Source organism: Candidatus Protofrankia datiscae, from assembly GCF_000177615.2.
GTDB lineage: Bacteria > Actinomycetota > Actinomycetes > Frankiales > Frankiaceae > Protofrankia > Protofrankia coriariae.
Window position 1 is genome coordinate 1,563,058 of the sequence record NC_015656.1, and the last position, 24,820, is coordinate 1,587,877.

A 24,820-nucleotide genomic window follows, 5' to 3' on the forward strand; every position below is an offset into this window, starting at 1 on the left:
CACAGTGTATGTGGTGACAGCTTCGACAACGAACCGTAGCGGGACGGTCTGGTGGGGCTGGGGCGCCCCCGACGCGCACACACCCCTGGCCGAGGACATCCGTTCCCTGCTGGAGGCGGCTTTCGCGGTCGCCCGCCAGGACACTCCACCGGTAGGGCTGGACGAGCTGCACCTGCCGGCATCGTCACTGTCCGTCGAAGCGAGTGAGGCGCTGGCCGGTGTGGTCGGGCCGGCGTGGGTACGGGTGGACGCCGGCAGCCGCGTCCGGCGCTGCCGGGGCCGGTCCACCGCCGACCTGCTGCGCCTGCGGGCCGGCGACGCCCTCGACGCCCCCGACGCCGTCGTCCTGCCGGCGGGCCATGACGAGGTGCTCGCCGTGCTGCGGGTGTGCGCCCGGCTGCGGCTGGCGGTGGTGCCCTTCGGCGGCGGGACGTCGGTGGTCGGCGGTCTGGCCCCGGCCCGGGGCGGGTTCGCCGGCGTCGTCGCGCTCGACCTGGCGCGGCTGGACCGGCTCACGGCCGTCGACGCTGAGTCACAGGTCGTCACCTGTGAGCCTGGTCTGCGCGGCCCGGCCCTGGAGGCCGCCCTTGCCGCACACGGCTTCACCCTTGGTCACCGTCCACAGTCGTGGGAGTACGCCAGCGTCGGCGGGTTCGCCGCGACCCGCTCCAGCGGCCAGGCGTCCGCGGGCTATGGCCGCTTCGACAGCCTGGTCGTCGGCCTGCGGATCGCCACCCCGGCCGGCACCTGGGAGCTCGGCCGCGCCCCGGCGTCCGCGGCCGGGCCCGACCTGCGGCAGCTCGCGCTCGGCTCCGAAGGGGCCTTCGGGGTGATCACGCAGCTGCGGCTGCGGGTCCGGCCGCTGCCCGCGGCGACCCACTACGAGGGATGGCGGCTGGCTGGCTTTGCCGCGGGGACGGCGGCGCTGCGCGAACTGGCGCAGCGGGATCTGCTTCCCACGGTCGCGCGCCTGTCGGACGAGACCGAGACGGCCGCCGGGCTCGCCGGCGGTGGCATCGGCGCCGACGCGGGCGGCTGCCGTCTGATCGCCGGCTACGAGGGCGAGGCCGACTGGGTCGCCGCGCGCCAGGCCGCGGTCGCCGAGGTGCTGGGCGCGGCCGGCGGGGTCCCGCTGGGAGCCGAGGCCGGCACGCAGTGGGTGCGCGGCCGCTTCCACGGCCCGTACCTGCGGGACGCCCTGCTGGACGCCGGCATGTTCGCCGAGACACTGGAGACGGCCGGGTTCTGGTCGGCCCTGCCGGGCCTTTACACCCGGGTACGCGACACCCTCGTCGCCGCCCTGACCGCGGAACAGGCCGCGGGCCAGACGGTGCGGCAGGCCGCCGGCCCGCCCGCGGGGGCGACCGCCGGGCCGGCTGGCGAGGCAGCTGCCGGACCGGCCGGCGCGGGGGCGGGCGAAGCCGCCGCCGGGGGAGCACCCGGCCTGGTCATGTGCCATGTCTCACACGTCTACCCGACCGGTGCCTCGCTGTACTTCACCGTCGTGTGCCCAGGCCGTGACGACCCGGTGGCACGGTGGCGCAGGGTGAAGGCCGCCGCCTCGCGCGCGATCGTCGAGACCGGCGGGACGATCACCCACCATCACGCCGTCGGCGTCGACCACCAGCCCTGGCTCACCGCGGAGATCGGTGATCTCGGGGTGGCGGTGCTGCGCGCGGTGAAGCACACCCTCGACCCGGACGGCATCCTCAACCCTGGTGTCCTCGTCCCTCGGGCCACCTGAGCCGGCCGGCCCGGCGGGGTCGCCACGGACCCGGTACGCGGCCCCTGGGCCGCTACCGGCCGCAAGCTCTCCGGGCCGCTGCAGGCACCGCTACGGACATGCGGCCCGCTGGGCCGTTATGAGCTCACGGCCCACTGGGCCACTATGGGCGCATGCAGCAGGAGCGCGCCGACCCGCGCCGGGAGCGGGCGCTTGTCATTGTCGGGCCGGGGCAGGCGTTCGGCGTCCAACTTCTGCGCCGGTTCGCCCGGGAGGGCTTCGGGCTCGGGGTGATCGCCCGGTCGGCCGACACGGTCCACCGGGTGACGGCCGACCTCGCCCGGGATCAGATCACCGTCAGTGGTGAGGTCGCGGACGTCACCGCGCCGGGGGCGGTGGCCACGGCGCTGGACAAGCTCGCCGACGAGCTCGGTGGCCTGACCGCCGTGGTCTACAACGCCAAGCTGAGTATCCGGGGCACCGCGCTGTCGGTGTCGGCGGACACGGTCAACCAGACCCTCGCGGTCAACGTCACCGGGGCGCTGACCGTCGTCCAGGCCGCGGTGGCGCTGCTGGCCGAGCGTCCCGGAGCGTGTGTGCTGCTGACCGCGGCCGGGCCGAGAACCGAGCCGGCCGCCGGCCGGTTCGCCCTCGCGATCGGCAAGGCCGGGCTGCTCGCGCTCGGGACGTCGTTGGCGCCGGTGCTGCGTACCCGCGGTATCCGGCTACGGACCGTGGTGCTCGACGCCCGGGTGGCCCCCGACGGCCGGCTCTCCCCGGACGTGGTGGCCGAGCACTTCTGGAACGCCTACACCGCTGCCCGCGGATCGGTCTTCCGGCTGGGCCCGCCCAGCGTCACCGAGCGGGCGCCGCACCTGTTCGGGGACGGGCATTTCCCCGGGTGATCTGACCCATGTCGTGCCAGGATCCGCCATCCATGCGACCATCCTGACCGTGAGCACTGGACACGACAACGACCCGGACGTGGGTAGCGACCCCGAGGAATCGACCCGGCGCCTCCCACCGTCCGCCGCCGCTGCCGGCGCCGGTGCCCAGACGCAGCGGGCCCGCGTCGGCCCGGTCAGTCCGCCGCCGCCCGCCGACTCGTTCCGTCCGGCTGCCCAGCCCGGGTGGCCCGGGCCGGACGCGCCGCCCGGTTCGCCGGCGCAGCCTGGCACGCCGGCCGCACCGATACCGCCGACCAGCGCGCTCCCGCCGCCAGAGGGCTCGCCGTACGGGAGCCCGCCGTACACGGGTGCGCAGTATGGAGGGGCGCAGTATGGAGGTCCACCGTATGGAGGCCAGCCCCCGCTCGCGCCCACCGATGTGACGCCGGGCCCGGTAGCCCGTCGCCGGCGGCGGAGATGGCCGATCATCACACTGGTCGCGCTGATCATCCTGCTGGTCGTGGCCGACCGCGCGGCGGTGCCGATCGCCGAGAGCCAGATGAAGGCGAAGGCGGAGGCGTCCGTGGCGCAGAGCAGCACCGACCCCGGGGTCAGACCGGCCAGGGTCACCGACGTCTCGATCGGCGGCTTCCCCTTCCTCACCCAGGTCCTCTTCGGCAAGTACGACGACCTGCGGGTGACGGTCACCGACATTCCCACGCCCGGCCCGCGGATCACCGAGGTGAAGGCCCGGCTGCAGGGCGTCCACGTGCCGTTCTGGGACGCCATCCGTGACCAGGTCAAGGACGTGCCGGTCGACAAGGTGACCGCGGACGTGCAGATCACCTATGACGATCTCAACGCCTATCTGGCAACGCAGGACGTGAAGATCACCCCGGTCGACGACGGCCGGGAGGTGCGCATATCCGGCGAGATCGACACCGGGATCCTCGGTACCCAGGAGCTGAGCGGAACGACCCGTTTCGGGGTCCAGGACAACACGCTGACCCTGATACCCACCGAGATCCTCGGTTTCCGGCTGCCGGGCGTCGCGCTGCCGGGGATCCCGCTGCCGATCAGCAACCTGCCGTTCAACCTGCAGATCGAGAAGGCCGCCACCGGCAAGAACGGTATCTCGGTCACCGCGACGGCGACAAACGTGGTCCTTCCCGCCGCGGAACCCACGTCAGCGTCGTAACGGACGGCATTCTCATAACGGATGTCGCCCGCGTAGCGGACCGAGTCCTCATAACGGATGGTATTCACCGTGGCGGATCATGGCGTAACCTGCCGCCGGCCTGGTAGCGCCCCGCGCGGCGGCCGGCCCGGGGCCGGGTCCGTCGGACCGGCACGGCTGAAGGCGGCCGGAAGCTGGAAGAGTCTGGTGGCCGATGTCCGTGCGCGGCTGCCGGATCCGCTGTCGGCCGCCGGCTGTGCCGGCTCGTCGTGATCCTTCGCTGTACCGTTCGGCCACGGATTTCGGTCGCCGTTTGCATACTCTTGGTAGCTAAGAATATGTGACCCACCGGTGGCACGCGAAAAGCAAGATCTTTTTCTTTGGTCCTCTGTCGCGACGTCGAATCGACGACAGTTGACGGACGTGGGATAGCCCGCGCGTCATCCTCGGCCGGTACTGGATATCGTCACACCGGCAGCCGGCCGTCTACGGACATGACTGGCCACACGCAGTCTGCTCCTCTGCGTCCAGTCCGTGGTGATTGGCACACCCATCGTCGATCGAGGTAGGTGGGCGGCGCTACGATCCGACGACCAGCAAGATCGGAAGATTCATGTCGAAGTCAGTCCGGCGGGACATCCGGCCTGTGTCCCGCCCCAGAGAGCCGATGGCGACGCGAACACGCCTTTCGCGTGCTGCCGGAGGTCACCGTTCCTGGGTCGCCGAAGGGGGAAACACGTGCAGACGACCCTGAGAGTCGTCAGCGGTGCCAACGTGGCCACCGTGCCTGCTGGTCAGCCGTTCGTTGTCGGCCGCGCGCGCACGGCCGATTTCGTGATGCCGGACAGCCGGGTCTCCCGCCGGCACCTGCTGATCGAGCCGGTCGGCGCGGGCTGGGCTGTCCGGGACATCAGCTCGAACGGAACCTGGCTCGACGGTCAGCGGGTACAGAGCGTCGACGTCAACGGCGAGGTCCGGTTCCGGCTCGGTACCCCGACCGGGCCGGAGGTCGTCGTCCTGCTGGAGGTTCCCGTCGGCTACGCCGACCCCCCGCGTTACCAGGACTCGCACTTCGAGATGCCGACGATGCTGCGTGGCTCCGTCAGCTACGAGCCCGGCCCGCAGCTGCCTCGGCAGCCGGCGGGCAACCAGGCCGAGACGAGCAGCCACGATCTTGAGCGTGAGCACGAGCGCCAGACCTCCTACCGGCTGCGCCCGGGCCGGATGTCCATCGGCCGTTCCCGGGACAACGACATCGTCGTGGGCGACCTGCTGGCCTCCCGGCAGCACGCCGAGATCTACCTGGGCCCCGGCGGGGATGTGGAGATCGCCGACCTCGAGTCGGCCAACGGGACGTTCGTCAACGGCAAGCGCATCATCCGCGAGCCGGTGCCGCAGGGCGCGGTCATCGCTGTCGGTCACCACGTCTTCCAGCGCGTCGAGGACGAACTCGTCGAGTACGTCGACTCCGGGGACGTCAGCTTCGAGGCCGACGGCCTGAACGTGTGGGCTGGCCAGAAGCAGCTCATGCACGACATGACCTTCCGGCTGCCCGGCCGGGCACTGCTGGCGGTGGTCGGACCCAGTGGCGCGGGCAAGTCCACCCTGCTCAACGCCCTCACCGGTTTCCGCCCCGCGGACAAGGGCACGGTGCGTTACGCCGGTCGGGACATGTACTCCGAGTACGACGAGCTGCGCCGCCGCATCGGTTACGTCCCCCAGGAGGACCTGCTTCACACCACGCTCAGCGTCCGCCGTGCCCTGGAGTACGGCGCCGAGCTGCGTTTCCCGCCGGACACCACCAAGCAGGAGCGCGGCGCCCGGGTGGACGAGGTCCTCGCCGAGCTCGGCCTGACCCAGCACGCCGACACCCAGGTGTCCAGGCTTTCCGGCGGCCAGCGCAAGCGCACCAGCGTCGCCCTGGAGCTGTTGACCAAGCCGACCCTGCTCTACCTGGACGAGCCCACCTCCGGCCTCGACCCGGGCATGGACAAGAACGTCATGGAGTCGCTGCGCAAGCTGGCCGATGACGGGCGCACGGTCGTCGTGGTCACTCACAGCGTCGCCCAGCTGGACCTCTGCGACTACGTCCTGGTGCTGGCCCCTGGCGGGTACGTCGCCTACTTCGGCCCGCCGCGCGACGCCCTGTCCTTCTTCAACAAGAGGGACTACCCGGACGTCTTCCTGATGCTGGAGGCCACCCCCGGCGCGGAGTCGGCGGACCGGTTCCGCCAGTCGCGCTACTACGTCCCCGCGTCGATCACCGCGCCGTCGGCCCGGCCGGCGCCGGAGGACCTGCCGAGCATCCGCCAGCAGTCGGTGCTCTCCCAGCTCGTCACATTAAGCCGGCGAACACTTTCCGTTGTTGCCTCCGACAGATCCTACCTACGGCTGATCATCGCCTTCCCGTTCCTGCTCGGGCTCATCCCACGGGCCATCCCCGGCGGGTTCGGCCTGCCCGAGGACGGCTCACCGAACTCGGACGCCGGCACGATCCTGCTGGTGATGGTGCTGTGCGCCTGCTTCATGGGCATGGCGAACTCCGTCCGGGAGATCGTCAAGGAACGGGCCATCTACCGGCGGGAACGGGCGATCGGGCTGTCCCGGACCGCCTACATCGGCTCGAAGATCCTCGTACTGGCCCTGATCACGACGTTGCAGGCGATCCCGTTCACCCTGATCGGCCTGCTCGGTCGGGAGCCCGACGAAGCGCTCGTGCTGGGCAATCCCCTGGTCGAGTGCCTGCTCGCGGTGATCGTGGTGTCGCTGTCGTCGGCCATGCTCGGGCTGCTCATCTCCGCCCTGGTCGACAACGCGGACAAGACCATGCCGCTGCTCGTTCTGCTCACCATGGCGCAGCTGGTGTTCAGCGGTGGCATCCTGCCGGTGCACAGCAAGCCCGGCCTGGAGCAGGTCAGCCTGATCGCGCCGGCCCGCTGGGGCTACGCGGCGCTGTCCTCGGTCGGTGACCTCAACCGGATCAGCCTGGCCGGCCAGCTGCGTCCCGACGGCAAGCTGCTCAACAGCAAGGTCGTCGACGACCCGTTCTTCGACCACACCGCGCAGGCGTATGCCGTCGACATCGCCGGGGGCGTGGCGATCGGCGTGATCTGTGTCATCATCACCGCCATCCTGATCCGCCGGATGGACCCGAAGACGGCCAAGCGCAAGCCGTCGTCGTCCTGACCGTCCACCCGTCACCGTCCTGACTGAGGTCCGGGCAGCTTCCAGGCCGGAGCTGCCCGGACCTCGTGCTGTGTACGGGCCGGATTCGCTCCGCGCGGCAGGCAGACCGAAGGACGTGAGCTCGTGCCGGCCGAGCCGAGCTCACATGCCGCGCGGCCGCCGCGTGGGTGGCCCCTTGTGCCGTCCGCGTCCGGACAGCCTGGGCCGAAGCGGCCGGCCCGGACCGTACCCGTGCCGTCCGAGCCGAGAAAGCCACGGCCGCCTCGCCTCGCCCCGCCGAGATGCTTCCGTCCCGGCGCCGGGAGATCAGCCGGAGGTCCAGCGCGGGGTCGCGTCGTCCCCTCGGAACGAGGTCAGCTTGCGGGCGTTGGCATCGTCAGGGGCGGTCGCGCTCGTCACGTAGATCTCGCGGTTGGTGGGGCCGTCACGCTGGCTGGTGAAGGCGATCAGTTTGCCGTCCCCGGCCACGAACGTGGGGTCCTGGTCCCGGCCGGGGGCCTCGGTCAGCCGCAGCGGGGTGGCGCCCGGGCTCGCGTCCATGACGAAGACGTCCGTCTCGGCCAGGTTCGGGTCGAAAGCGCGACGGAAGGCGACCTTCTTACCGTCCGGTGACCAGGTCGGATCCGCGTCGAAACCCTCCGTGCCCGGGGTGAGCTGGACGGGTTTCGCGCCGGCGGCGGCCGGGTCGGCGTCGATGGTGAACAGCGCGCCGCCGTCGACGCCGCCCGAGCCGACGAAGAACACGATCCGGTCGCCCGTCGGTGACCAGGACGGGTCGGTGGCGCCGGCCGGCACGTTCAGCCGGCGGACGCTGGAGCCGTCGACGGCGGCGACGTAGAGCCCGGTCAGGCCGTCGTTCGGGCCGCGTACAGCTCTGATGACGACGAACCTCCCGGTCGGGTCGACCGACGCCCGGGCGTCCGGCGCGATCACGAGCTCCGCCGCCGGCCCGGAGGTGAACAGCGGCATCGGCGCGCCGCTGCCGTCCGCGGCGATCGCGACCAGGCTGGGGGAGGAGTCGATCACCGTGTAGAGGACGGTCTTGCGCTGCGGCCCGACGATCACCGGGAGCGCGGCCGGCTTCGTGTCGTCGACGGTCAGCCGCTGGGGCTGCCCCGGCCGGCCGTCCGGGCCGACCCGCAGGCTGTAGATCGCCCGCCTGCCCTCCTGCTCGCTGGAGTAGACCAGGGTGTCGTCGTCGAGGCCGACGTCGGACTTCGGCAGGATGTCGACGACCTTCACCCCCTCACCGTCCGCTCCCGAGCCGCCGGAGGCCAGAGCCAGCACCCCGCCGACCGTCGCCAGCACCGCGACGGCGGCACCGGCGGCCACCAGCGCCATCCGCCGGGCGCTGCGTGGCGCCCGGCCGCTGCCGCGCACGGTGGCCGCCGGCCGCTGCTCCCGGCCGGCGGCCACCGTGGTGCCGTCGCCACCGGCACCGCCGGTGCTGCCAGTGCCGTCGGCGGTGGGTAACTTCCAGCCGTCGAGCACCTGGATGACCGTCGCCTCGGGGTCGATCTCCGCCACCGACGATGGTTCGCCGAGCAGGCGCAGCATGAGCTGCTGGGCGGTCGGCCGGGCCGAGGGCGACTTGGCCATCGCGTCCGCGACGATCTCGCGCAGCGGCGGGTCCAGCCCGTCCAGGCGGGGCGCCTCGTTGACCGCGCGGTAGAGCAGGACCTGCGCGGACGCGTCGCCGAAGGGGTAACGGCCGGTCGCGGCGAAGGTGACCAGCCCACCCCAGGAGAAGATGTCGACGGCCGGGGTGATCGTCTCGCCCTGGATCTGCTCGGGCGCCATGAACGCGGGGGTGCCGAGCTGCTGGAGGTTGCCGGTGAGGTTGCTCGCCGAGTCCAGTGCCCGCGCGATCCCGAAGTCGATCACGCGCGGCCCGAAGGGGGAGAGCACCACGTTGGACGGCTTGAGGTCGCGGTGCACGATGCCGGCGCTGTGGATCGCGGTCAGGGCCGCGGCCACGCCGACCGCGAGCTGCTCGAGGTTCGCCGCCGACAGCGGGCCGCTCTCGGTGACGAACCTCGCCAGCGTCCTGCCCTCGATGAACTCGGTGACCAGGTAGGGCCGCGCGGCGTCGGGCGCGGCGTCGAGCACCTCGGCGGTGCACACCCGGGCGACCCGGCGGGCCGTCTCGGCCTCCAGCCGGAACCGGGACCGGAACTCGGCGTCACCGGCCACGTCCGCGCGGATCACCTTGATGGCCACCAGCCGGCCGGTCTCGGAGCGCCCGAGGTAGACGGTCCCCATCCCGCCCTCACCGAGCTTGCCCAGCAGGGTGTAGGAGCCGAGCTGGACGGGATCGTCCGGGCCCAGCGCGGTGGTCTGTACGTCCGTGGCCGCATCCGGCGGCGTCATCGTCTGATCCACCCCCACAGCGGGTTGTATCCCGGGGCGTGCCCGGGGCGTTTCGTTCACGGCTCGTTCACAACAGTCGGCGGCGCCGGCATCCGGACCGGCTTCCCCCGATGCCCGCGGGTATCCGGTGAAAGCCGTGGTCGTCCCCGGCCGGCCCATCCAAAACTACTCCGCCGGTCGTATCACTGACTCCCGGCTTTCCCCTTTCAGAGGGCATGGCATGCTGCCCGTATGCCGCAGCCGCGACGATTGTTTCCGCTGGCTGTCCGTGTGTTGGTTGGAGTGACGGCCCTTGCCTCAATGGTAGCGGTGGGCTGCGGCAGTTCGGATTCACCGGGTGGTTCCGCCAGCAGCCGGCCCGCGTCCGTGCCGACCGCGGACCCCACCACGCCGGTGTGGGGTTTTCTGCGCTCGGACGAGGCCGCTCCCACCATCGGCGCCCCGCGGACGCCCGCGGCCGAGGTCCAGGCCGGTAGCTGGCAGTCGGCCGCGGACACCAGGCAGGCGAAGGCGACGGTGATCCGCCGTGGGACGGGCCGTTACAGCGCGATCTTCCCGGGTATCGGGGTGCCCGCCGGGCGGGGCGCGGCGGTGGTGACCGCGGTCGGTGACGCGCCGGTGCACTGCCATGCCGAGGACTGGGCGCCGTCCGGCCCGGACGAGCAGGTCACCCTGGCCTGCCGGTCGCTCACCGGGGCCTATGTCGACTCCCGGTTCACCGCGCTGTTCACGTTCGCGCCGGCGTCCCATCGCCCGACGCCCAGCGAGCCGTATGCCTATTTCCGGGACGACGCGCCAAGCCAGCAGCAGATCCGTCCGGACAACAGCTACAGTTTCGCCGGCCCCGGCACCATCGAGATCAACTGGCGTGGCATCGGCCACTACTCGATCGACCTGATCGGCAAGCTCTACGCCCGCACCGGCAACAACCTCCAGGTCAACTCGGTCGGTTCCACGACGGTGGGATGCAGCGCGCTCGGCCGGGAGGTGCACGAGGACCGCCAGACCATCTTCGTCGGGTGCGCGAACGGGCAGACGTGGACGGACTCGCCGTTCGTCGTCGTGTACGGCAACCAGCACACGGTGATCCCGGTGGAGAACGCGGCGTTCGGGCATTCCTTCACCGGGCTGGAGGAGGCCGGGACCGGGCGGATCCTGCAGCCGCCGCTGGGGCGGACCGTCGACGTGTGGCCCCGCTACTCCGCCAACAGCGCGAAGCGGACGAACACGATCCGTCACGTCGAGACCGGGGTCTACGAGATCGCCTATCCCGGCGTCGGCCGGGCGCCGGAGCACGTCCAGGTCACGCCGTACGGCGAGCCGACCCGCCGCTGCGCGATCGCGGAATGGACGTCGCCACCGACCGGGGCGGTCGGGGACGTGCGGACGAAGGTCGTCTGCTTCGACCCCGACGGCAGCCGCGCCGACTCCCAGTTCAGCCTTGCCTACGTCAGCGCCGCGGGTCTGACGCCCTGAAGCCGGGCTCCGACGTCCTTCAGGTGGGCCCTGCGGGCCTGCGGGCCGGGGCCTGACGTCTGCGGGGCCCGGGGCCTGACGTCCTGAAAGACGGCAGGGTCACGCGGACAGGGGCTCGCGCGGGGCGGGCAGGCCGGGCAGGCCGGCGAACTCGGCGATCAGCTCGTAGGAGCGGATCCGCGCGTCGTGCGGGTGGACGTTCGTCACAATCATGATCTCGTCCGCCTCCGTCGCGTCGATCAGGGCGTCCAGGCTGGCGCGGACCGTGTCCGGCGATCCCACGATGTGGGAGGCGGCCGCGCCGTCGGCGGCGGCCCGCTCGGCAGGTGTCCAGGGGTACGCCGCGGCCTGTTCGGGCGTGGGGAAGACGTCCGGGCGGCCCTGGCGCAGCCGCAGCATCGTCAGCTGGGTCGGCCCGGCGAGCCACTGCGCGGTCTCGTCGGTGTCCGCGCAGATGACGGCGGCGGCGACCATGGCGTAGGGCTGCTCCCGCCCCGGGGCCGGCCGGAACGCCGAGCGGTACAGCGCCAGCGCCGGCAGGGTGTTCACCGCGCTGAAGTGGTGCGCGAAGGCGAACGGAAGGCCGAGGTAGCCGGCGAGCTGCGCGCTGTACCCGCTGGAGCCGAGCAGCCACACCGGCGGTGTCTCGCCGTGTGGGACGGCAGTCACCGTCCGTAGAGGATGGCTGGCGGGGAAGGAGTTTCCGAGGAAGGCGACGAGCTCGGCGAGCTGCGCGGGGAAGTCGTCGGCGGACACCGGCCCGCTCGAGCGCCGCAACGCCTGCGCGGTCGCGGAGTCGGTACCCGGCGCCCGTCCGATACCGAGGTCCACCCGGCCCGGGAACAGCGCCCCGAGCGTCCCGAACTGCTCGGCGATGATCAGCGGTGCGTGGTTGGGCAGCATGATCCCGCCCGAGCCGACCCGGATGCTCGTGGTGGCCGCGCCGACCTGCCCGATCAGAATGGACGTCGCCGAGCTGGCGATACCGGGCATGCTGTGGTGCTCGGCCAGCCAGTACCGGTGGTAGTTGAGCTCTTCGGCCCGGCGGGCGAGATCGAGGGTGTTGCGCACAGCCTGGGCCGGTGTCGAACCGGACACCACTGGCACCACGTCGAGGACGGACAGGGGCAGGGAGCGGGAGAGGGCCACACGGGAGGTAACTCCCCGGGCTCGTGAGGATCTTCCCGGACGCCGCCGGAAACACCGCCGGGCCGGTAAGGTATGCCTGCCGGCCGTGACATGGCCCCCGGGCTCAACCCTTTGTCGCTGCGAGCGACCGTGCGCCGAGAGGCGACCTGCACGGCCGGCACCTTCTTCCTCTCTGGCCCACTTCCTGGCCCCGCGCACCTCCGACCGGTGCGCGCGGCTGGACGCGTCCGGACGGCCGCGCGCGGCTCAGGTGAACCGCAGGATGTCGTCGACCGGCCGGCGGGGGGTCGCCTTCAACGGTTCGGCGCCGGGCAGCGGATAGCCGGCCCTGATGATCATCTGGATGTGTCCCAGGCCGCCGACCGAATGCCGCAGGAGATCCCGGGTCACCTCGAGGTCGACGGCCTGGCCCAGCGGCGACGTCGCGATGCCGTCCGCGGTCGCGGTCAGCAGCACCCGTTCCATGGCCTGGCCGGCGCGCAGCCGGTCGGCCGGGGCGTCGGCGTCGGTGCCGACCAGCAGCACGACGGGACGCTCCACCCCGGTCTGTTCCAGATGCAGGCCGGGCTCGCCGACCACGTTGAAGTCACGGACGGCGAACTCGGACTGCCGCGGCTGATCCGAGCCGATCACCACGTTCCGGGGGATACCGTCCCTCGCCTCCGGGACCGTCCGGCTCCACGACTCCAGCTCCGCCCGGTAGGCCGGGTCGTGGTTCTCCAGCCAGTCCGCGCGGGAGATCAGCACGCTGGTGTCGATACGCAGGTCGGTGTCGTCCACGGACACCAGCCAGGCCTCCTCCGCCTCGGCGGCCAGCCGCAGCGCCCGCAGGTGCTCCGGTTCCAGTGGGCGGGAGGCGAAGGGCCTGCGGTCGGTGCGCCGATGGTGCGCTGCCGCCAGCAGCGCCTCGTCCCGCGGGTCGGCCGGCGCACTGCCGGTGATCCGGATCAGGGCCAGCGGCCCGGAGTCAAGGTCGTCGTCCCCGGCCGGGAAGAGCGTCACATCGGGGACGAGCCCGGCGGCGTGGACGGCGAGGCGGGCGTGCAGCAGGGCCGCGCCGCAACTGAGCAGAAGCTGCCGGCCGTCCGGGTCGGCGACACGCAGCTGGCGGGAGGTGTCGGCAAAGAGATAAAGATCACGGTCCGCCGCCTGCCAGCGCCACGGCTGGGTGTTGTGGATCGACGGAGCCAGGCCGGCCGCCTCGACGATCCCGCGGGCAAGGTCCCTGAGCAGGGTGTCGGTGCTAGTCACCACTACGACGGTATGCCTTTGGATCGGTCATGTCCTGATGCCCTCGTTCCATGGTCGTCAGGACGTCGCCGCGCGTATCGTCGGTTCGGTGGAGCCTGTCCGCGTTTTCGTTCTCGATGATCACGAGATCGTCCGGCGCGGGATGCGCGAGCTGCTGGAAAGCCAGGGCGACATCAAGGTCGTGGGGGAGGCCGGTCTCGCGGCCGAGGCCCTGCGGCGCATCCCGGCGCTACGTCCAGACGTCGCCATCCTCGACGCCCGTCTGCCCGACGGCAGCGGCATCGACGTGTGCCGCGACATTCGTTCCGGCACATCGGAGGTGCCCTGCCTGATCCTGACATCCCACGACGACGACGAGGCCCTGTTCGCCGCCATCATGGCGGGCGCGGCCGGTTACGTACTCAAGCAGATCAGAGGCAATGATCTCATCGGCGCCGTCCGCACGGTCGCGTCCGGCCAGTCCATGCTCGACCCCGCTGTCACCCAGCGGGTGCTGACCCGGCTGCGTGACGGGGCGCCGGAGGACCGTCTGCTGTCCACGCTGAGCGAGCGGGAGCGGCAGATCCTCGGCCTCATCGCCGAGGGGCTGACCAACCGTCAGATCGCCAGCAGAATCCATCTGGCCGAGAAGACGGTCAAGAACAACGTCTCGTCCATCCTGGAGAAGCTCGGCCTGACCAGCAGAACCCAGGCCGCGGTCTTCGCCACCAAGCTCGCCGGCTAGCCCGCCCCAAGCCCCTCGGCAAGCCTGCTGCCAAGCCCGCTCAGGCCCGCTGGCGAGCCTGTCAGCAAGCCTGCCGGCCGGCTTGTCGTCACGTCCGCCGGGTTTGCCGGGTTTGCCGGCCGGCCGCAGGGCCCGGCGGGGCCTGCGGCCCGGCTCGGCAGGCCGGCCCGGAGGCACGGGACCTTCGGTCCCGCGGTCTACCCGAATCGCTCTCGTTCGCGTCGCCGGGCGCTGCGAGCGTGAACGGTGTGGAGACGACATCCGACATCGTGGTGGGGATCGACGCCTCCGCTGACGCGGAGTCGGCCCTGCGCTGGGCCTGCGCCCATGCCGGGCTGACCGGCAGGCGGATACGGGCGGTGCTTGCCCGGGGTCCGGGCGGGCGTCCCCGGGTGGTCGACGACATCTCGCCGTCGGTCGGGGTCGATGATCTGGAGCGTGCGGCATCGCAGGTGCTGCACGACGCGGTCCGGCGGGCGCGCCTCGACGGCCTCGCGGTCGACGTCGTCGAACGCACCGTCTACGACTCGCCGTCGGACGCCCTCGTGGAGGAGTCCCAGGACGCGCTGATGCTCGTCGTCGGTGCCCGGGGGCTTGCCCGGATGCGTCGGATGTTCGTCGGTTCGGTCACCGCGCGGTGCGCGCAGGAAGCGGCTGTTCCTGTGGTCGTCGTGCGTGGGCCGGCGCCACCACGGCCGGACGACCGTCCGGTCCTGGTCGGTGTCGACGGCTCGGAGGGCTCGCTGGCCGCGTTGCGGTGGGCGGCGGTCCAGGCGGGGCTGCGTCGGGTCCCGCTGCGGGTCGCGCACTGCTGGCTGTCGGAGCCGCCGCTGGACCCCGCCTGCCTGCCCGCGTTCGACCTGGCCGCGTTCGACCTGGCCGCGTTCGACGAGGCGGTGTTGGAAAAAGCCGCCCGTCTCACCCTCGACACGGCTCTCGAACGGGGGCTGGCGGGCCGTACCGATGCGGCCGCCCCCGATATCGCCGTCGAAGCCGTGCTGGTGGCCGGCTCGGCGGCGCACGGTCTGATCATGGCTGCCCAGTCGGCCCAGCTGCTGGTGGTCGGTGCCCGTGGCCGTGGCGGGTTCGGCGGGCTGCTGCTCGGGTCGGTCGGCCACCAGGTCGTCACACACGCTCCGTGCGCGGTCGCCGTTGTCCGTTAGACACGGCTGTCCGTTGGACACGGCCCGGGCCGAGGGTCACGCGATCATTTTTCGCGTGGCCCTCGGCCCGCCCTGCCCAGCCTTCCCGGGCTGCCGGCGGCGCGGTCACGTGTTCGTGCCGCCGGCAGCCGGAGTTCCCCGGTCGCTGAAAGGAACACCGATGAACCAGGAACACAGATGAGTCAGGACACGATTGCCCGTTGGCAGTTCGCGATCACCACCGTCTACCACTTCCTGTTCGTCCCACTGACGATCGGACTTTCGCTGCTGGTCGCCGGCATGCAGACCGCATGGGTCCGGACCGGCAGTGTCGAATGGCTCCGCCTGACCCGTTTCTGGGGCAAGCTGATGCTCATCAACTTTGCCATGGGAGTGGTCACAGGAATAGTTCAGGAATTCCAGTTCGGAATGAACTGGTCGGATTACTCACGCTTTGTCGGGGACGTTTTCGGCCCGCCGCTGGCGATGGAGGCGCTGATCGCGTTCTTCCTGGAGTCGACCTTCCTCGGCCTGTGGATCTTCGGCTGGGACCGGCTGCCCAAGCGCGTCCACCTGGCCACCATCTGGCTGGCCTCGCTCGGCACCGTGATCAGCGCCTACTTCATCCTGGCGGCGAACTCGTGGATGCAGCACCCGGTCGGCTACCGGATCAACCCGGAGACCGGTCGGGCCGAGCTCACCTCGATCTGGAAGGCGCTGACGAACCCGACGCAGATCGTCACCTTCCCGCACGTGCTGTCCGCCTCGCTGCTCACCGCGGGCGCGGTGCTGGTCGGGCTGTCCTGTTGGCACCTGCGCAGGGGGCAGCAGGTCGACCTGCACCGCCGGGCCGTGCGGCTGGGCCTGGTGGTGTGTGCCGTGGCGTCGGTGGGGGTGCTGCTCTCCGGGCACTTCCAGGGCCAGGTCATGACCAGGCAGCAGCCGATGAAGATGGCCTCCGCCGAGGCGCTGTGGGACACCGAGAAGAGCGCGGGCTGGTCCCTGTTCGCCTACGGGGACGTCTCCCACGGCGAGAACAAGATCGACATCAAGATCCCCTACATGCTGTCGTTCATGGCCACGAACTCCTTCACCGCGGAGGTGGAGGGGGTCAACGACCTGCAGGCCGCCGCGGTCGCCAAGTACGGCCCCGGTGACTACACACCGGTCATGGGCGTCACGTTCTGGAGTTTCCGGATCATGATGGCGCTGGGTGGGGTCTACTTCGCCCTGGCGGCCTTCGGCCTGTGGCGGATGCGCCGCGGCGGGCTGCCCGGCGGACGCCATGTGCTGCTGGCGTTCGTGGGCGCCACCGTGCTGCCGTACGCGGCGAACACCGCCGGCTGGATCTTCACCGAGATGGGGCGCCAGCCGTGGTCGGTGTTCGGCCTGCTGCGTACCTCCGACGCGGTCTCCCCGAACGTCTCCACCACCGCGGTGGTCCTGACACTGGCCGGCTTCACCGTCCTCTACGGCGGGCTTGCCGTGGTCGCGCTGCGCCTGTTCCTGCGGCACGGCACGCACGAGATCCCGGAGCTGAGCCCGACCGTGACCATCGACGGCGAAGCGCGGCCCGGCGAGGCATTGCCGTCACTGGCCTACTGACATCCCGGGATCAGGAGTAGGGCGATGCTTGAGGAGTTCTGGTTCGTGCTCGTCGCCGTCCTGTGGGTCGGCTTCTTCGTCCTGGAGGGCTTCGACTTCGGTGTCGCGGCCCTGCTACCGGTGATCGGCCGTAACAACGAGACCGACCGCCGGGCGGTGCTCGGTACCATCGGCCCGGTCTGGGACGCGAACGAGGTGTGGCTGCTCACCGCCGGCGGTGCGATGTTCGCCGCTTTTCCGGAATGGTACGCAAGTCTGTTCAGCGGAGCGTACCTGGCGCTTTTCCTCATCCTGGTCTCGCTGATTGTCCGCGGGGTTTCCCTGGAATATCGGGGGAAGGCCACCACGGCGGCCGGGCGGGCCTGGTGCGACCGCGGGATCGTGGTCGGCGGGGCGCTGCCGGCGCTGCTGTTCGGGGTTGCCTGCACCAACATGGTCCGTGGCCTGGAGATGACCCCCGACCATCAGGTGACCAGCGGGTTCTTCGACCTGCTGAACCCGTATGCCCTGCTGGGCGGGGTGACCACGGCGCTGCTGTGCGTCCTGCACGGGGCGGTGTTCCTGTCGCTGAAGACCCGGGGTGAGATCCGGGCCCGGTCCCGCCAGGTCACCCGGGCTCTGATCCCGCCCGCGCTGGCCGCCCTGGCCGGGCTGGCCGGGTGGACGGTCGCGCTGCGCGGTGGGGTGCTCGTGGCCGTGGTGTCGGCGCTGGCGCTGGCCGCGCTCGGCGGCGCGGCGGCGGCCTGGTCCAACGAGCGGGACGGCTGGGCGTTCGCCGGCACGGCCGGCGCCATCGCGCTGATGGTGGCGAGCTGGTTCGTCGCGCTCTACCCGAACGCGCTGCCGGCGCTCGGCGCGCCGGAGAACAGCCTGACCATCAGCGACGCCGCCTCCGGGCACTACACGCTAACGATCATGACGTGGGTGGCGGTGCTGTTCACTCCGGTCGTCCTCGGTTACCAGGCGTGGTCGTACTGGGTGTTCCGACGACGGCTGGTTGGATCTGATGAAGCCGGTTGATCCGCGGCTGCTGCGGGTCACCCCGGCCCTGCGCGGCTACCTGCTGCGGCTGGGGGCGCTCGCGGTCGCCTCGGCCGCCCTGGTGATCCTCCAGGGGACCCTGCTGACCGACGTCGTGGTGACCGGTCAGCAGGTGGGGGCGGGTGTACTCACCGGGACCGTACTCGCCGGGACGGGGGGCGCCGTCGCGCTGCTCGTCCTGGTCGCCGCCGCCCGGGCAGTGGTGGTCTGGCTGTCCGAGCGCACCGCCGAGCGCACCTGCCCGGCGGTGTCGGCCGGGCTGCGCCAGGCCATGCTCGGCGCGGTCGTCGAGCGGACCGCCGGTACCGGCGGCGACCATCGTGATCGTGACGGGGGAGCGGGGGCGCTCGCGGTCACCGCGGGCGCCGGCCTGGACGGCATGGACGCCTACCTGACCCGCTTCCTGCCGGCGCTGGTCATGGTCGCGGTCGTCCCGCCGTTCGTGCTGGCCCGGATCGCTGGCGCGGATCTCGCCTCGGCAGGGGTCCTGGCCGTGGTGCTGCCGCTGGTACCGATCTTCATGGTGTTGGTGGGGCTGGCCACCCGCAACCGCACCGACCGGCAGCTGGCGGTGCTCAGCCGGCTGTCCGGGCACTTCCTCGACGTCGTCGAGGGCCTGCCGACACTGCGGATCTTCAACCGGGCACGGCCCCAGGTGGCAGTGATCCGCCGGATCACCGACGCCTACCGGGGGCAGACGATGGCGGCGCTGCGCTGGGCGTTCCTGTCGTCGTTCGTGCTGGAACTGCTCGCGACGCTGTCGGTCGCGCTGGTGGCGGTGTCGGTGGGGCTGCGGCTGGTCTCGGGCTCGCTCGACCTGCGCGCCGGGCTGCTGGTCCTGCTGCTCGCCCCGGAGGTGTACCTGCCGCTGCGGCAGGTGGGGGCGCAGTACCACGCGACCGTGTCCGGGCTGACCGCCGCCGCCGCCGCGCTCGACGTGCTCGACGCCACGCCGCCGCCGCGGCCGGGTTCGCGCCCGGCCCCCACCCGGTTCGACACCCTGCGGCTGGACGGCGTCGACCTGCGCGGCGCCGGGCGGGTCGAGCTGACCATCCGTCAGGGTGAGATCGTCGCGCTGGTCGGCCCGAGCGGCGCGGGCAAGAGCACCGTGCTGGCGCTGCTGCGCGGGGCGCTGCGCCCCACGCACGGCCGGGTGCTGGTGGACGGCGTCGACCTCGCCGGGGTCGACCCGGCCGGCTGGCAGGCCCGGGTCGGCTGGCTGCCGCAGCGGCCGCACGCCGTCTGCGGCGGCACGGTCGCCGACGAGGCGCGGCTGGGACGTCCCGGCGCGCCGGCCGCCGAGGTCGCCGCCGCGCTCGCCGCGGCCGGCGCGCCACCGGCGGAGCAGCGCGTCGGCGAGGACGGCGGCGAGCTGTCCGCGGGTGAGCTGCGCCGGGTCGGGCTCGCCAGGGTGCTCCTGCGGGACGCGCCGCTGGTGCTGCTCGACGAGCCCGGGGAGAGCCTGGACGCCGCCGCCGAGGAGCGGGTCGCCGCGGCCGTCGCGGCGCTGCGGGGCCGCGCGACGGTGGTGCTCGTCGCGCATTCGGCCGCTCTCGCCGACGTCGCCGACCGGGTCGTCACGATCGCGGCGGGCCGGGTGGCCGCCGACGGCCCGACCGCCGACTGGACAGCCACCGACGGTCTGGGCAGCGACCGCCCGGTGGATGGCCGCACAGAGCCGCCGCCCGGCCCGGCGCACCCGCCGGCTCCGGCCGCCCTGACGCTTTCGCCTGCTCCCCGCCCGGCTGTGCCCGTCCCACCGCCGGCGGTGCCTCTCCGGCCGGCCGTCACATCCGTCCCACCGGTGAGCGCATCCGTCCGGCGGCCGGGAGACACACCGCTGGAAGACATCCCGGAAGACATCTCCGTCTCGCTGGCGGGCGTGCGCTCCCGGTCCCGGCACCGGTCCCGCTCCCGCTCCCGCTCCCAGTCTCCGCCGGCCAGCGCCCACCGGCGGGCACTGGAGCTGTTCGTCTCGGCCCGGCGACGGTTCGCCCTCGGCATCCTCGCCGGGGCCGCCGCGCTGGGGTGCGGCATCGGGCTGACCGCCGCGTCGGCATGGCTGATCGTCCGGGCGTCGCAGCAGCCGCCGGTGCTGACCCTGATGGTCGCGATCGTCGCCGTCCGGGCGTTCGGGCTCGGCCGGCCAGTCTTCCGCTATGTCGAACGTCTCGTCACCCATGACGCGGCCCTGCGCGGCCTGGCCAGGCTGCGCGCGGAGGTGTTCGCCCGGCTCGTGCCGCTGGCCCCCGCCGCCCTCGGGACCCACCGCCGCGGGGATCTGCTGCGCAGGTTCACCGCGGACGTGGACGGGGTCGGCGAGTCGCTGCTGCGCGGGGTGGCCCCCACCGCGTCCGCGGCGCTCGCCTGCGCCGGCGCTGTGATCATGGTTGCAGTCGTGTCGCCGCCCGCGGGGGGCGTCCTGGCGGTCGGGCTCGCGGTGGCCGCGGTGCTGGCCGGGCCGGTGACCGGCCGCCGTACCCAGGAGATGGTCACGGCCACCGCCGCGGCGCGGGCCCGGCGGGACGTCGAGATCGTCGCCGTGCTGGACGGGCTGGACGAGATCGTGGCGTTCGGCGCGGCGCCCGCCCGGCTCGCCCGGGTACACCGCCGGGACGGCGAGATAGCCCGGCTGGCGGCGTCCTGGCGCGGGTCACCGGCGTGGGGGAGCGCGGCCGCGATGTTCGCCGCCGGCCTGACCCTCGCGGCGGTCAGCGCCGTCGGGGTGGCGGCGGTGGGGCAGCAGGCGCTGTCCGGGGTGATGCTCGGGGTGGTCGTGCTGACCACGGTCGCCGCCTTCGAGCCGTTGGCGGGGCTCACCACCGCGTTCGCCGCCCTCGCCGAGGCCCGGGCGTCGGCGACCCGGGTGTTCGCCGTCCTCGACCGCGAGCCGCTGGTGGGCGAGCCGGCCCATCCGCGGCCGCTGCCCGACGGGCCGCTTGAGGTCCGGATGCGCGATGTCGTGCTGCGGTACGCCCCGGACGGCCCGCCGGTGCTCGACGGCTTCGACCTCCACCTGCCCGCCGGCGCCCGGGTCGCGCTCGTCGGCGCCAGCGGCGCGGGCAAGAGCACCGTCGCCGACCTGCTGTTGCGCCTGCGCGACCCGCAGGCGGGCGAAGTCCTCGTCGGCGGTGTCGACCTGCGCGACGTCGCCACCGACGAGCTGTACCGGCGCGTCACCGGCATGACCCAGGACGCGCACGTGTTCGACGCGACGCTGCGGGAGAACCTGCTGATCGCCCGTACCGACGCGACCGAGGCCGACCTCACCGACGTCCTTGGGCGAGTCGGGCTCGGTGGCTGGGTCGCCGGCCTGCCGGACGGCCTGGCCACCCGGGTCGGCGCGGACGGGGAGCGGATGTCCGGCGGTCAGCGCCAGCGGCTGCTGCTCGCCCGCGCCCTGCTGTCCGACCCCGCGGTGCTCGTCCTGGACGAACCCACCGCCCATCTCGACCCGGTGACCGAGGCCGCGGTGATGCGCACGATCCTGGACGTCACCCGGGGCCGGACGGTGCTGCTGATCAGCCATCGCACGGTCGGCTTCGAGGAGCTGGACGCGGTGGTGGAGCTGGCGGGCGGTACACGGGTGCCCGCCCTGCGCTCAGCCGCCTGACGAGCGCGGACACCTGCTCTGCGCTCAGCCGCCCGCCGGTTCAGCCGCCCGCCGGCGGCTGAGCGCCGCTCGACGGTTCCGTGTCACTCGAACGGCCTGTGCCGCTCGGGCGACACGGGCCATCGGCGGGATGCGGCCCGTCCGGCCCATCCGGTGTGTCCGCTGTATCCGCCGTGTCCAGCGCGCGGGTCCGGGCGGACCAGGACAGCCGGGTACCGGCGGCGGCGGGGGAGAACACGATGAACCTGCCGCCGAGCTCCTCCGCCCGGCTGCGCATGTTGGCCAGCCCGCTGGAGCTGTCCCGGCCCTCCGGGTTCACCCCACCGACCCCGTTGTCGATGACGTCCAGCCGTACCTGGCCGTCGGTGGACCAGACGGTCACGTACACCTGGGTCGCCGACGCGTGCCGGGCGACGTTCGACAGGGCCTCGCGCAGGACCGCCACCAGATGCTCGCCGACGATGTTGCACACGCTGGAGTCCAGCGCGCCCTCGAAGCGCAGGTGCGGTGCGAACCCGAGGGAGACGGTCGCGTCGTCGACGATGTCGAGGATCTGCCCGCGCAGGCTCGGAACGTTGTCGCGCCCGCGGCGGCGCAGTTGGAAGATCGTTGTGCGGATCTGGCCGATGGTCTCGTCCAGGTCGTCGATGTAGGAGGTCAGCCGGTCCCCCTGCTGCGCCTCACCGGTGCGCGAGACCAGGCCCTGCAGCCCGATCGCCGTAGCGAAGATCCGTTGGATGACGTGGTCGTGCAGGTCGCGGGCGATGCGGTCGCGCTCCTCCAGGACGGCGATGCGGTCGCGGTCGGCGCGGGCCTGGGCCAGCTCGAGCGCCAGCGCTATGTGCCCGGCGAAACCCGACGCCATGTCGATGTCGGCGTCGGTGAAAAGCCGGCCCTCGGCCCGCCGGCCGAGCACGAGCGCCCCGACACTCTCCCCTGAGGCGATCAGCGGAATCACCATTGACGGGCCGTTCTGGCCGGCCAGCGGATCCGAGGCGGAAACGACCGCGCCGACCAGCCCGTCCGGATATTCGCCGGTGGCGACCTCCACGACGAGTTCCTCGGCCGACCCGCGGGGGAGCAGCACAGCGGAGAAGTCGGCGACGGCGATTTCCTGGGTCCGGCGCGCAATGAGTTCCAGGGGATTCGGCCCCTCGGCCAGCAGATACCGGGTGATGTCGGTGGACGCCTGCAACCAGCGTTGCCGGCGCTGCGCCTCCTCGAAAAGCCGCGCGTTCTCGATGGCGACGCCGGCGCTCGCGGCCAGCGCCTGGACGAGTTCCTCGTCCTCGGCGGTGAAACGGGACGCGTTCTGTTTGTCCGTCAGGTAGAGGTTGCCGAACACCTTGGTCCCGATCCGGATCGGGACGCCGAGGAAGCTGTGCATGGGCGGATGCCCGGCGGGGAAGCCGTCCGCCCGGTGGTCGGTGGTGATGTCGTCGAGCCGCAGCGGGTAGGGCTCCCGGATGAGCAGGCCGAGGATGCCCTTGCCTCGCGGCAGGTCACCGATCCGGCGGACCATGCTCTCGTCGAAGCCGACATGGATGAACTGTTCGAGGTTCTGGTCTCGTGCGATCACGCCGAGCGCGCCGTAACGGGCGTCCACAAGATCGCATGCGGCTTCCACGATGCGGGTCAGCACGACGGGCAGGCTCAGGTCCGAGGCAACCATGCGGCTCGCCCGCAACAGACCACGCAGACGACTCTGGGTGACGATCAGATCCTTGGCCTGGTCGACCCGATGGGTAACGAAGTCATCACCATATGGTTGTACGGCATTCCCGCCGCCAGTCTCTGCATCCATGACGATCTCAACGTATTACGCCTGACGGCCCCGCAGATCTCCCCGTCGGGCAACATCGCGCGAATCATCCCGAGCGGACCGATCGGCATCTTGTCGCGACCGGTACGACCTGCCACTCCGCCAGCCCGCCGTGATTCTTTTCACCGCCGAATGCTTTCCCTGCGCCTGCTCCAGGACAGGGGCTATATGCGCCGGTCAGCCGGGTTCCAACAGGCCGCGGTTCCTTCCCGTGATTGCGCCAACAATCCCGTCCGCGACACCGGAAAGATCTTCTTCGTCTGTTATGCGCAGGTACTGGAAGTGCCTGAGCGGACTCGGGAGACTGCCCGATTCGGTGTCGGGGACGAGTACGGGAAGAACCGCGCGGTCCGATTGGTCGTCCAGCGTCTGGCGCATGAACCGGTTGATTTCGCGGTTCTGGGAACGGTCTACGTACCGGTCGACCAGTATGACGAGGTGTCGTGACCGGGCCAGCAGAGTGTCCAGCGCGCGTGACCGCTCCACGCCGGTAGCGAGCTGTCGTGCCTGCTCCGACGGCCCGAGCACCCGCAGGCCCCGGCGGGTCAGCAGAGCCTCCAGCGACCTCGCGAGCTGTTCGCTCTCCGAAAAGCTGTCATGACTGATGAAGACGTCGAAGTCGTAGTCGTCGCCGCGTGAGCGCAGCCCCTGCCGGGTGGCGGCGGCCACGAACGAGTCCCTGCTCTCCACGAGCAGGTCGCTGCGGTCCAGCCGGTGGGCGATCGTGGCCGCGAGGGTCTCCAGCGAGTACCCGATCTTCTCCGGTGTCGGGTCCTCCTCCTCGAGCGCCGGCAGGTCCTCGCCGAAGCTCCAGTAGGAGACGTAGGGGATCGTGAGCAGGCCGAGCAGCCGCTCGACCGGCACCCCCTCCAGCGGCACCTTCTCCACGGCCCAGTTCCGGAAGAGCGGGGCGAGCTCCCGGCCGAACCGTTCCTGCCAGTACTGAGCCCGGCGGTACTCCTCCCGGGCATCGAAACGCGCGGGGACGGGGAGGGACAGCAGCAGGGAACGGTCGTAGGGCAGGTCGTCGCGGGCCTTTTCGGCGCGTTCCACGACGTCCAGGACCCCGCGCAGGCTCTGCTCGTTGGCGGTGAAGAACACGACCAGGATGTCGGGGAGCTGCGCCGTGCAGATCCCGCTGATGTCGGTGATCCCGGTCCGGCTGTCGATCAGGACGAAGTCGTAGTCCGCCACCCAGCGTTCCCGGCAGTCCTCCAGGAAGGCGCCGAGGTCCTTCCCGCCGTACAGCCCGGCCCAGTCGATCGTCTGCGCCCGGGGGACGTAGGAGGAGCGGTCGGCCGGGCCGGCGGGCAGCAGGTCCAGCGGTATGTCCAGCCCCGGCAGGGATATCCGGCTGACGTAGTCGGCGACCCGCGGGTCGCGGCCCCGCGCGAAGTCGTCGATGAAGTCGACCAGGCCGGTCCCGGGCGGTTCGGGCAGCCACCGGCTGAAATAGAACGGGATGCCCGGCGCGTCGATGTCCCAGTCGATACACAGCGTCCGGTAGCCCCACGAGGTGAGCAGCGCCGCGGTGTTGGCCAGGGCGAAGGTGCGCCCGACACCGCCCTTGTAGGAGTAGAAGGTCACCACCGTGCCGCTCGCGCGCGCACCGCTCCCCGTGCGCTCACCGCGCACTGTTCTCACCACTCACTGT

General features: G+C 71.9%; 15 protein-coding genes. 10 read left to right on the forward strand and 5 right to left on the reverse strand.

Annotation, left to right across the window (positions count from 1 at the left end):
• Positions 1-4 precede the first annotated feature (4 nt).
• The 4 genes from FSYMDG_RS06505 to FSYMDG_RS06525 all read left to right on the forward strand — a co-directional run bounded on the left by FSYMDG_RS06505 (position 5) and on the right by FSYMDG_RS06525 (position 6,973).
• The gene (locus FSYMDG_RS06505; RefSeq protein ID WP_013872787.1) at positions 5-1,744 is read left to right on the forward strand and encodes an FAD-binding oxidoreductase; all 1,740 of its coding nucleotides are present in this window, start codon (positions 5-7) and stop codon (positions 1,742-1,744) included.
• 152 nt (positions 1,745-1,896) lie between these two features.
• Entirely contained in the window at positions 1,897-2,628 is a 732-nt protein-coding gene (locus FSYMDG_RS06510) for an SDR family NAD(P)-dependent oxidoreductase (protein ID WP_013872788.1), read from the forward strand.
• Positions 2,629-2,677: 49 nt separating this feature from the next.
• Positions 2,678-3,808 carry an LmeA family phospholipid-binding protein gene (locus tag FSYMDG_RS29395; protein ID WP_043605171.1) on the forward strand — a complete coding sequence of 377 codons (1,131 nt, stop codon included), beginning with the start codon at positions 2,678-2,680 and terminating at the stop codon, positions 3,806-3,808.
• A 717-nt stretch (positions 3,809-4,525) separates the two neighbouring features.
• Positions 4,526-6,973, forward strand: coding sequence for an FHA domain-containing protein (locus FSYMDG_RS06525; protein WP_013872790.1), 2,448 nt, complete (start codon positions 4,526-4,528; stop codon positions 6,971-6,973).
• A gap of 306 nt (positions 6,974-7,279) precedes the next feature.
• Here the strand turns inward: FSYMDG_RS06525 and FSYMDG_RS06530 are convergent, their stop codons facing one another.
• Positions 7,280-9,343 carry a protein kinase domain-containing protein gene (locus FSYMDG_RS06530; RefSeq protein ID WP_043605174.1) on the reverse strand — a complete coding sequence of 688 codons (2,064 nt, stop codon included), beginning with the start codon at positions 9,341-9,343 and terminating at the stop codon, positions 7,280-7,282.
• Positions 9,344-9,709: 366 nt separating this feature from the next.
• Between FSYMDG_RS06530 and FSYMDG_RS06535 the strand changes: the two genes are divergently transcribed.
• Positions 9,710-10,819: a hypothetical protein gene (locus FSYMDG_RS06535; RefSeq protein WP_131772283.1), complete on the forward strand. Its 1,110-nt coding sequence runs from the start codon at positions 9,710-9,712 to the stop codon at positions 10,817-10,819.
• 99 nt (positions 10,820-10,918) lie between these two features.
• On the opposite strand, the gene FSYMDG_RS06540 is transcribed toward FSYMDG_RS06535, so the two are convergent.
• Both FSYMDG_RS06540 and FSYMDG_RS06545 read right to left on the reverse strand, forming a co-directional pair.
• On the reverse strand, positions 10,919-11,968 hold the full coding sequence (locus tag FSYMDG_RS06540) for an LLM class flavin-dependent oxidoreductase (RefSeq protein ID WP_013872793.1): 1,050 nt from the start codon (positions 11,966-11,968) through the stop codon (positions 10,919-10,921).
• 246 nt (positions 11,969-12,214) lie between these two features.
• Positions 12,215-13,222 carry an Acg family FMN-binding oxidoreductase gene (locus FSYMDG_RS06545; protein WP_013872794.1) on the reverse strand — a complete coding sequence of 336 codons (1,008 nt, stop codon included), beginning with the start codon at positions 13,220-13,222 and terminating at the stop codon, positions 12,215-12,217.
• An 85-nt stretch (positions 13,223-13,307) separates the two neighbouring features.
• On the opposite strand from FSYMDG_RS06545, the gene FSYMDG_RS06550 reads away from it, so the two are divergent.
• The 5 genes from FSYMDG_RS06550 to cydD all read left to right on the forward strand — a co-directional run bounded on the left by FSYMDG_RS06550 (position 13,308) and on the right by cydD (position 21,344).
• On the forward strand, positions 13,308-13,943 hold the full coding sequence (locus FSYMDG_RS06550) for a response regulator transcription factor (protein WP_085948589.1): 636 nt from the start codon (positions 13,308-13,310) through the stop codon (positions 13,941-13,943).
• A 248-nt stretch (positions 13,944-14,191) separates the two neighbouring features.
• On the forward strand, positions 14,192-15,106 hold the full coding sequence (locus FSYMDG_RS06555; protein WP_043603115.1) for a universal stress protein: 915 nt from the start codon (positions 14,192-14,194) through the stop codon (positions 15,104-15,106).
• A 177-nt stretch (positions 15,107-15,283) separates the two neighbouring features.
• Entirely contained in the window at positions 15,284-16,690 is a 1,407-nt protein-coding gene (locus tag FSYMDG_RS06560; RefSeq protein ID WP_013872797.1) for a cytochrome ubiquinol oxidase subunit I, read from the forward strand.
• A gap of 24 nt (positions 16,691-16,714) precedes the next feature.
• A complete protein-coding gene (cydB, locus tag FSYMDG_RS06565) occupies positions 16,715-17,710 on the forward strand; it encodes a cytochrome d ubiquinol oxidase subunit II (protein WP_013872798.1) in 996 nt (331 codons plus the stop codon).
• Positions 17,697-21,344: a thiol reductant ABC exporter subunit CydD gene (gene cydD / locus FSYMDG_RS06570; RefSeq protein WP_013872799.1), complete on the forward strand. Its 3,648-nt coding sequence runs from the start codon at positions 17,697-17,699 to the stop codon at positions 21,342-21,344. Before cydB ends, cydD begins: the two co-directional genes overlap by 14 nt.
• A gap of 40 nt (positions 21,345-21,384) precedes the next feature.
• Here the strand turns inward: cydD and FSYMDG_RS06575 are convergent, their stop codons facing one another.
• Both FSYMDG_RS06575 and FSYMDG_RS06580 read right to left on the reverse strand, forming a co-directional pair.
• Positions 21,385-23,148 carry a sensor histidine kinase gene (locus FSYMDG_RS06575; protein WP_013872800.1) on the reverse strand — a complete coding sequence of 588 codons (1,764 nt, stop codon included), beginning with the start codon at positions 23,146-23,148 and terminating at the stop codon, positions 21,385-21,387.
• A gap of 195 nt (positions 23,149-23,343) precedes the next feature.
• Complete coding sequence (locus FSYMDG_RS06580) at positions 23,344-24,801, reverse strand: tyrosine-protein kinase family protein (protein WP_050803368.1); 1,458 nt, start codon at positions 24,799-24,801, stop codon at positions 23,344-23,346.
• Positions 24,802-24,820 lie beyond the last annotated feature (19 nt).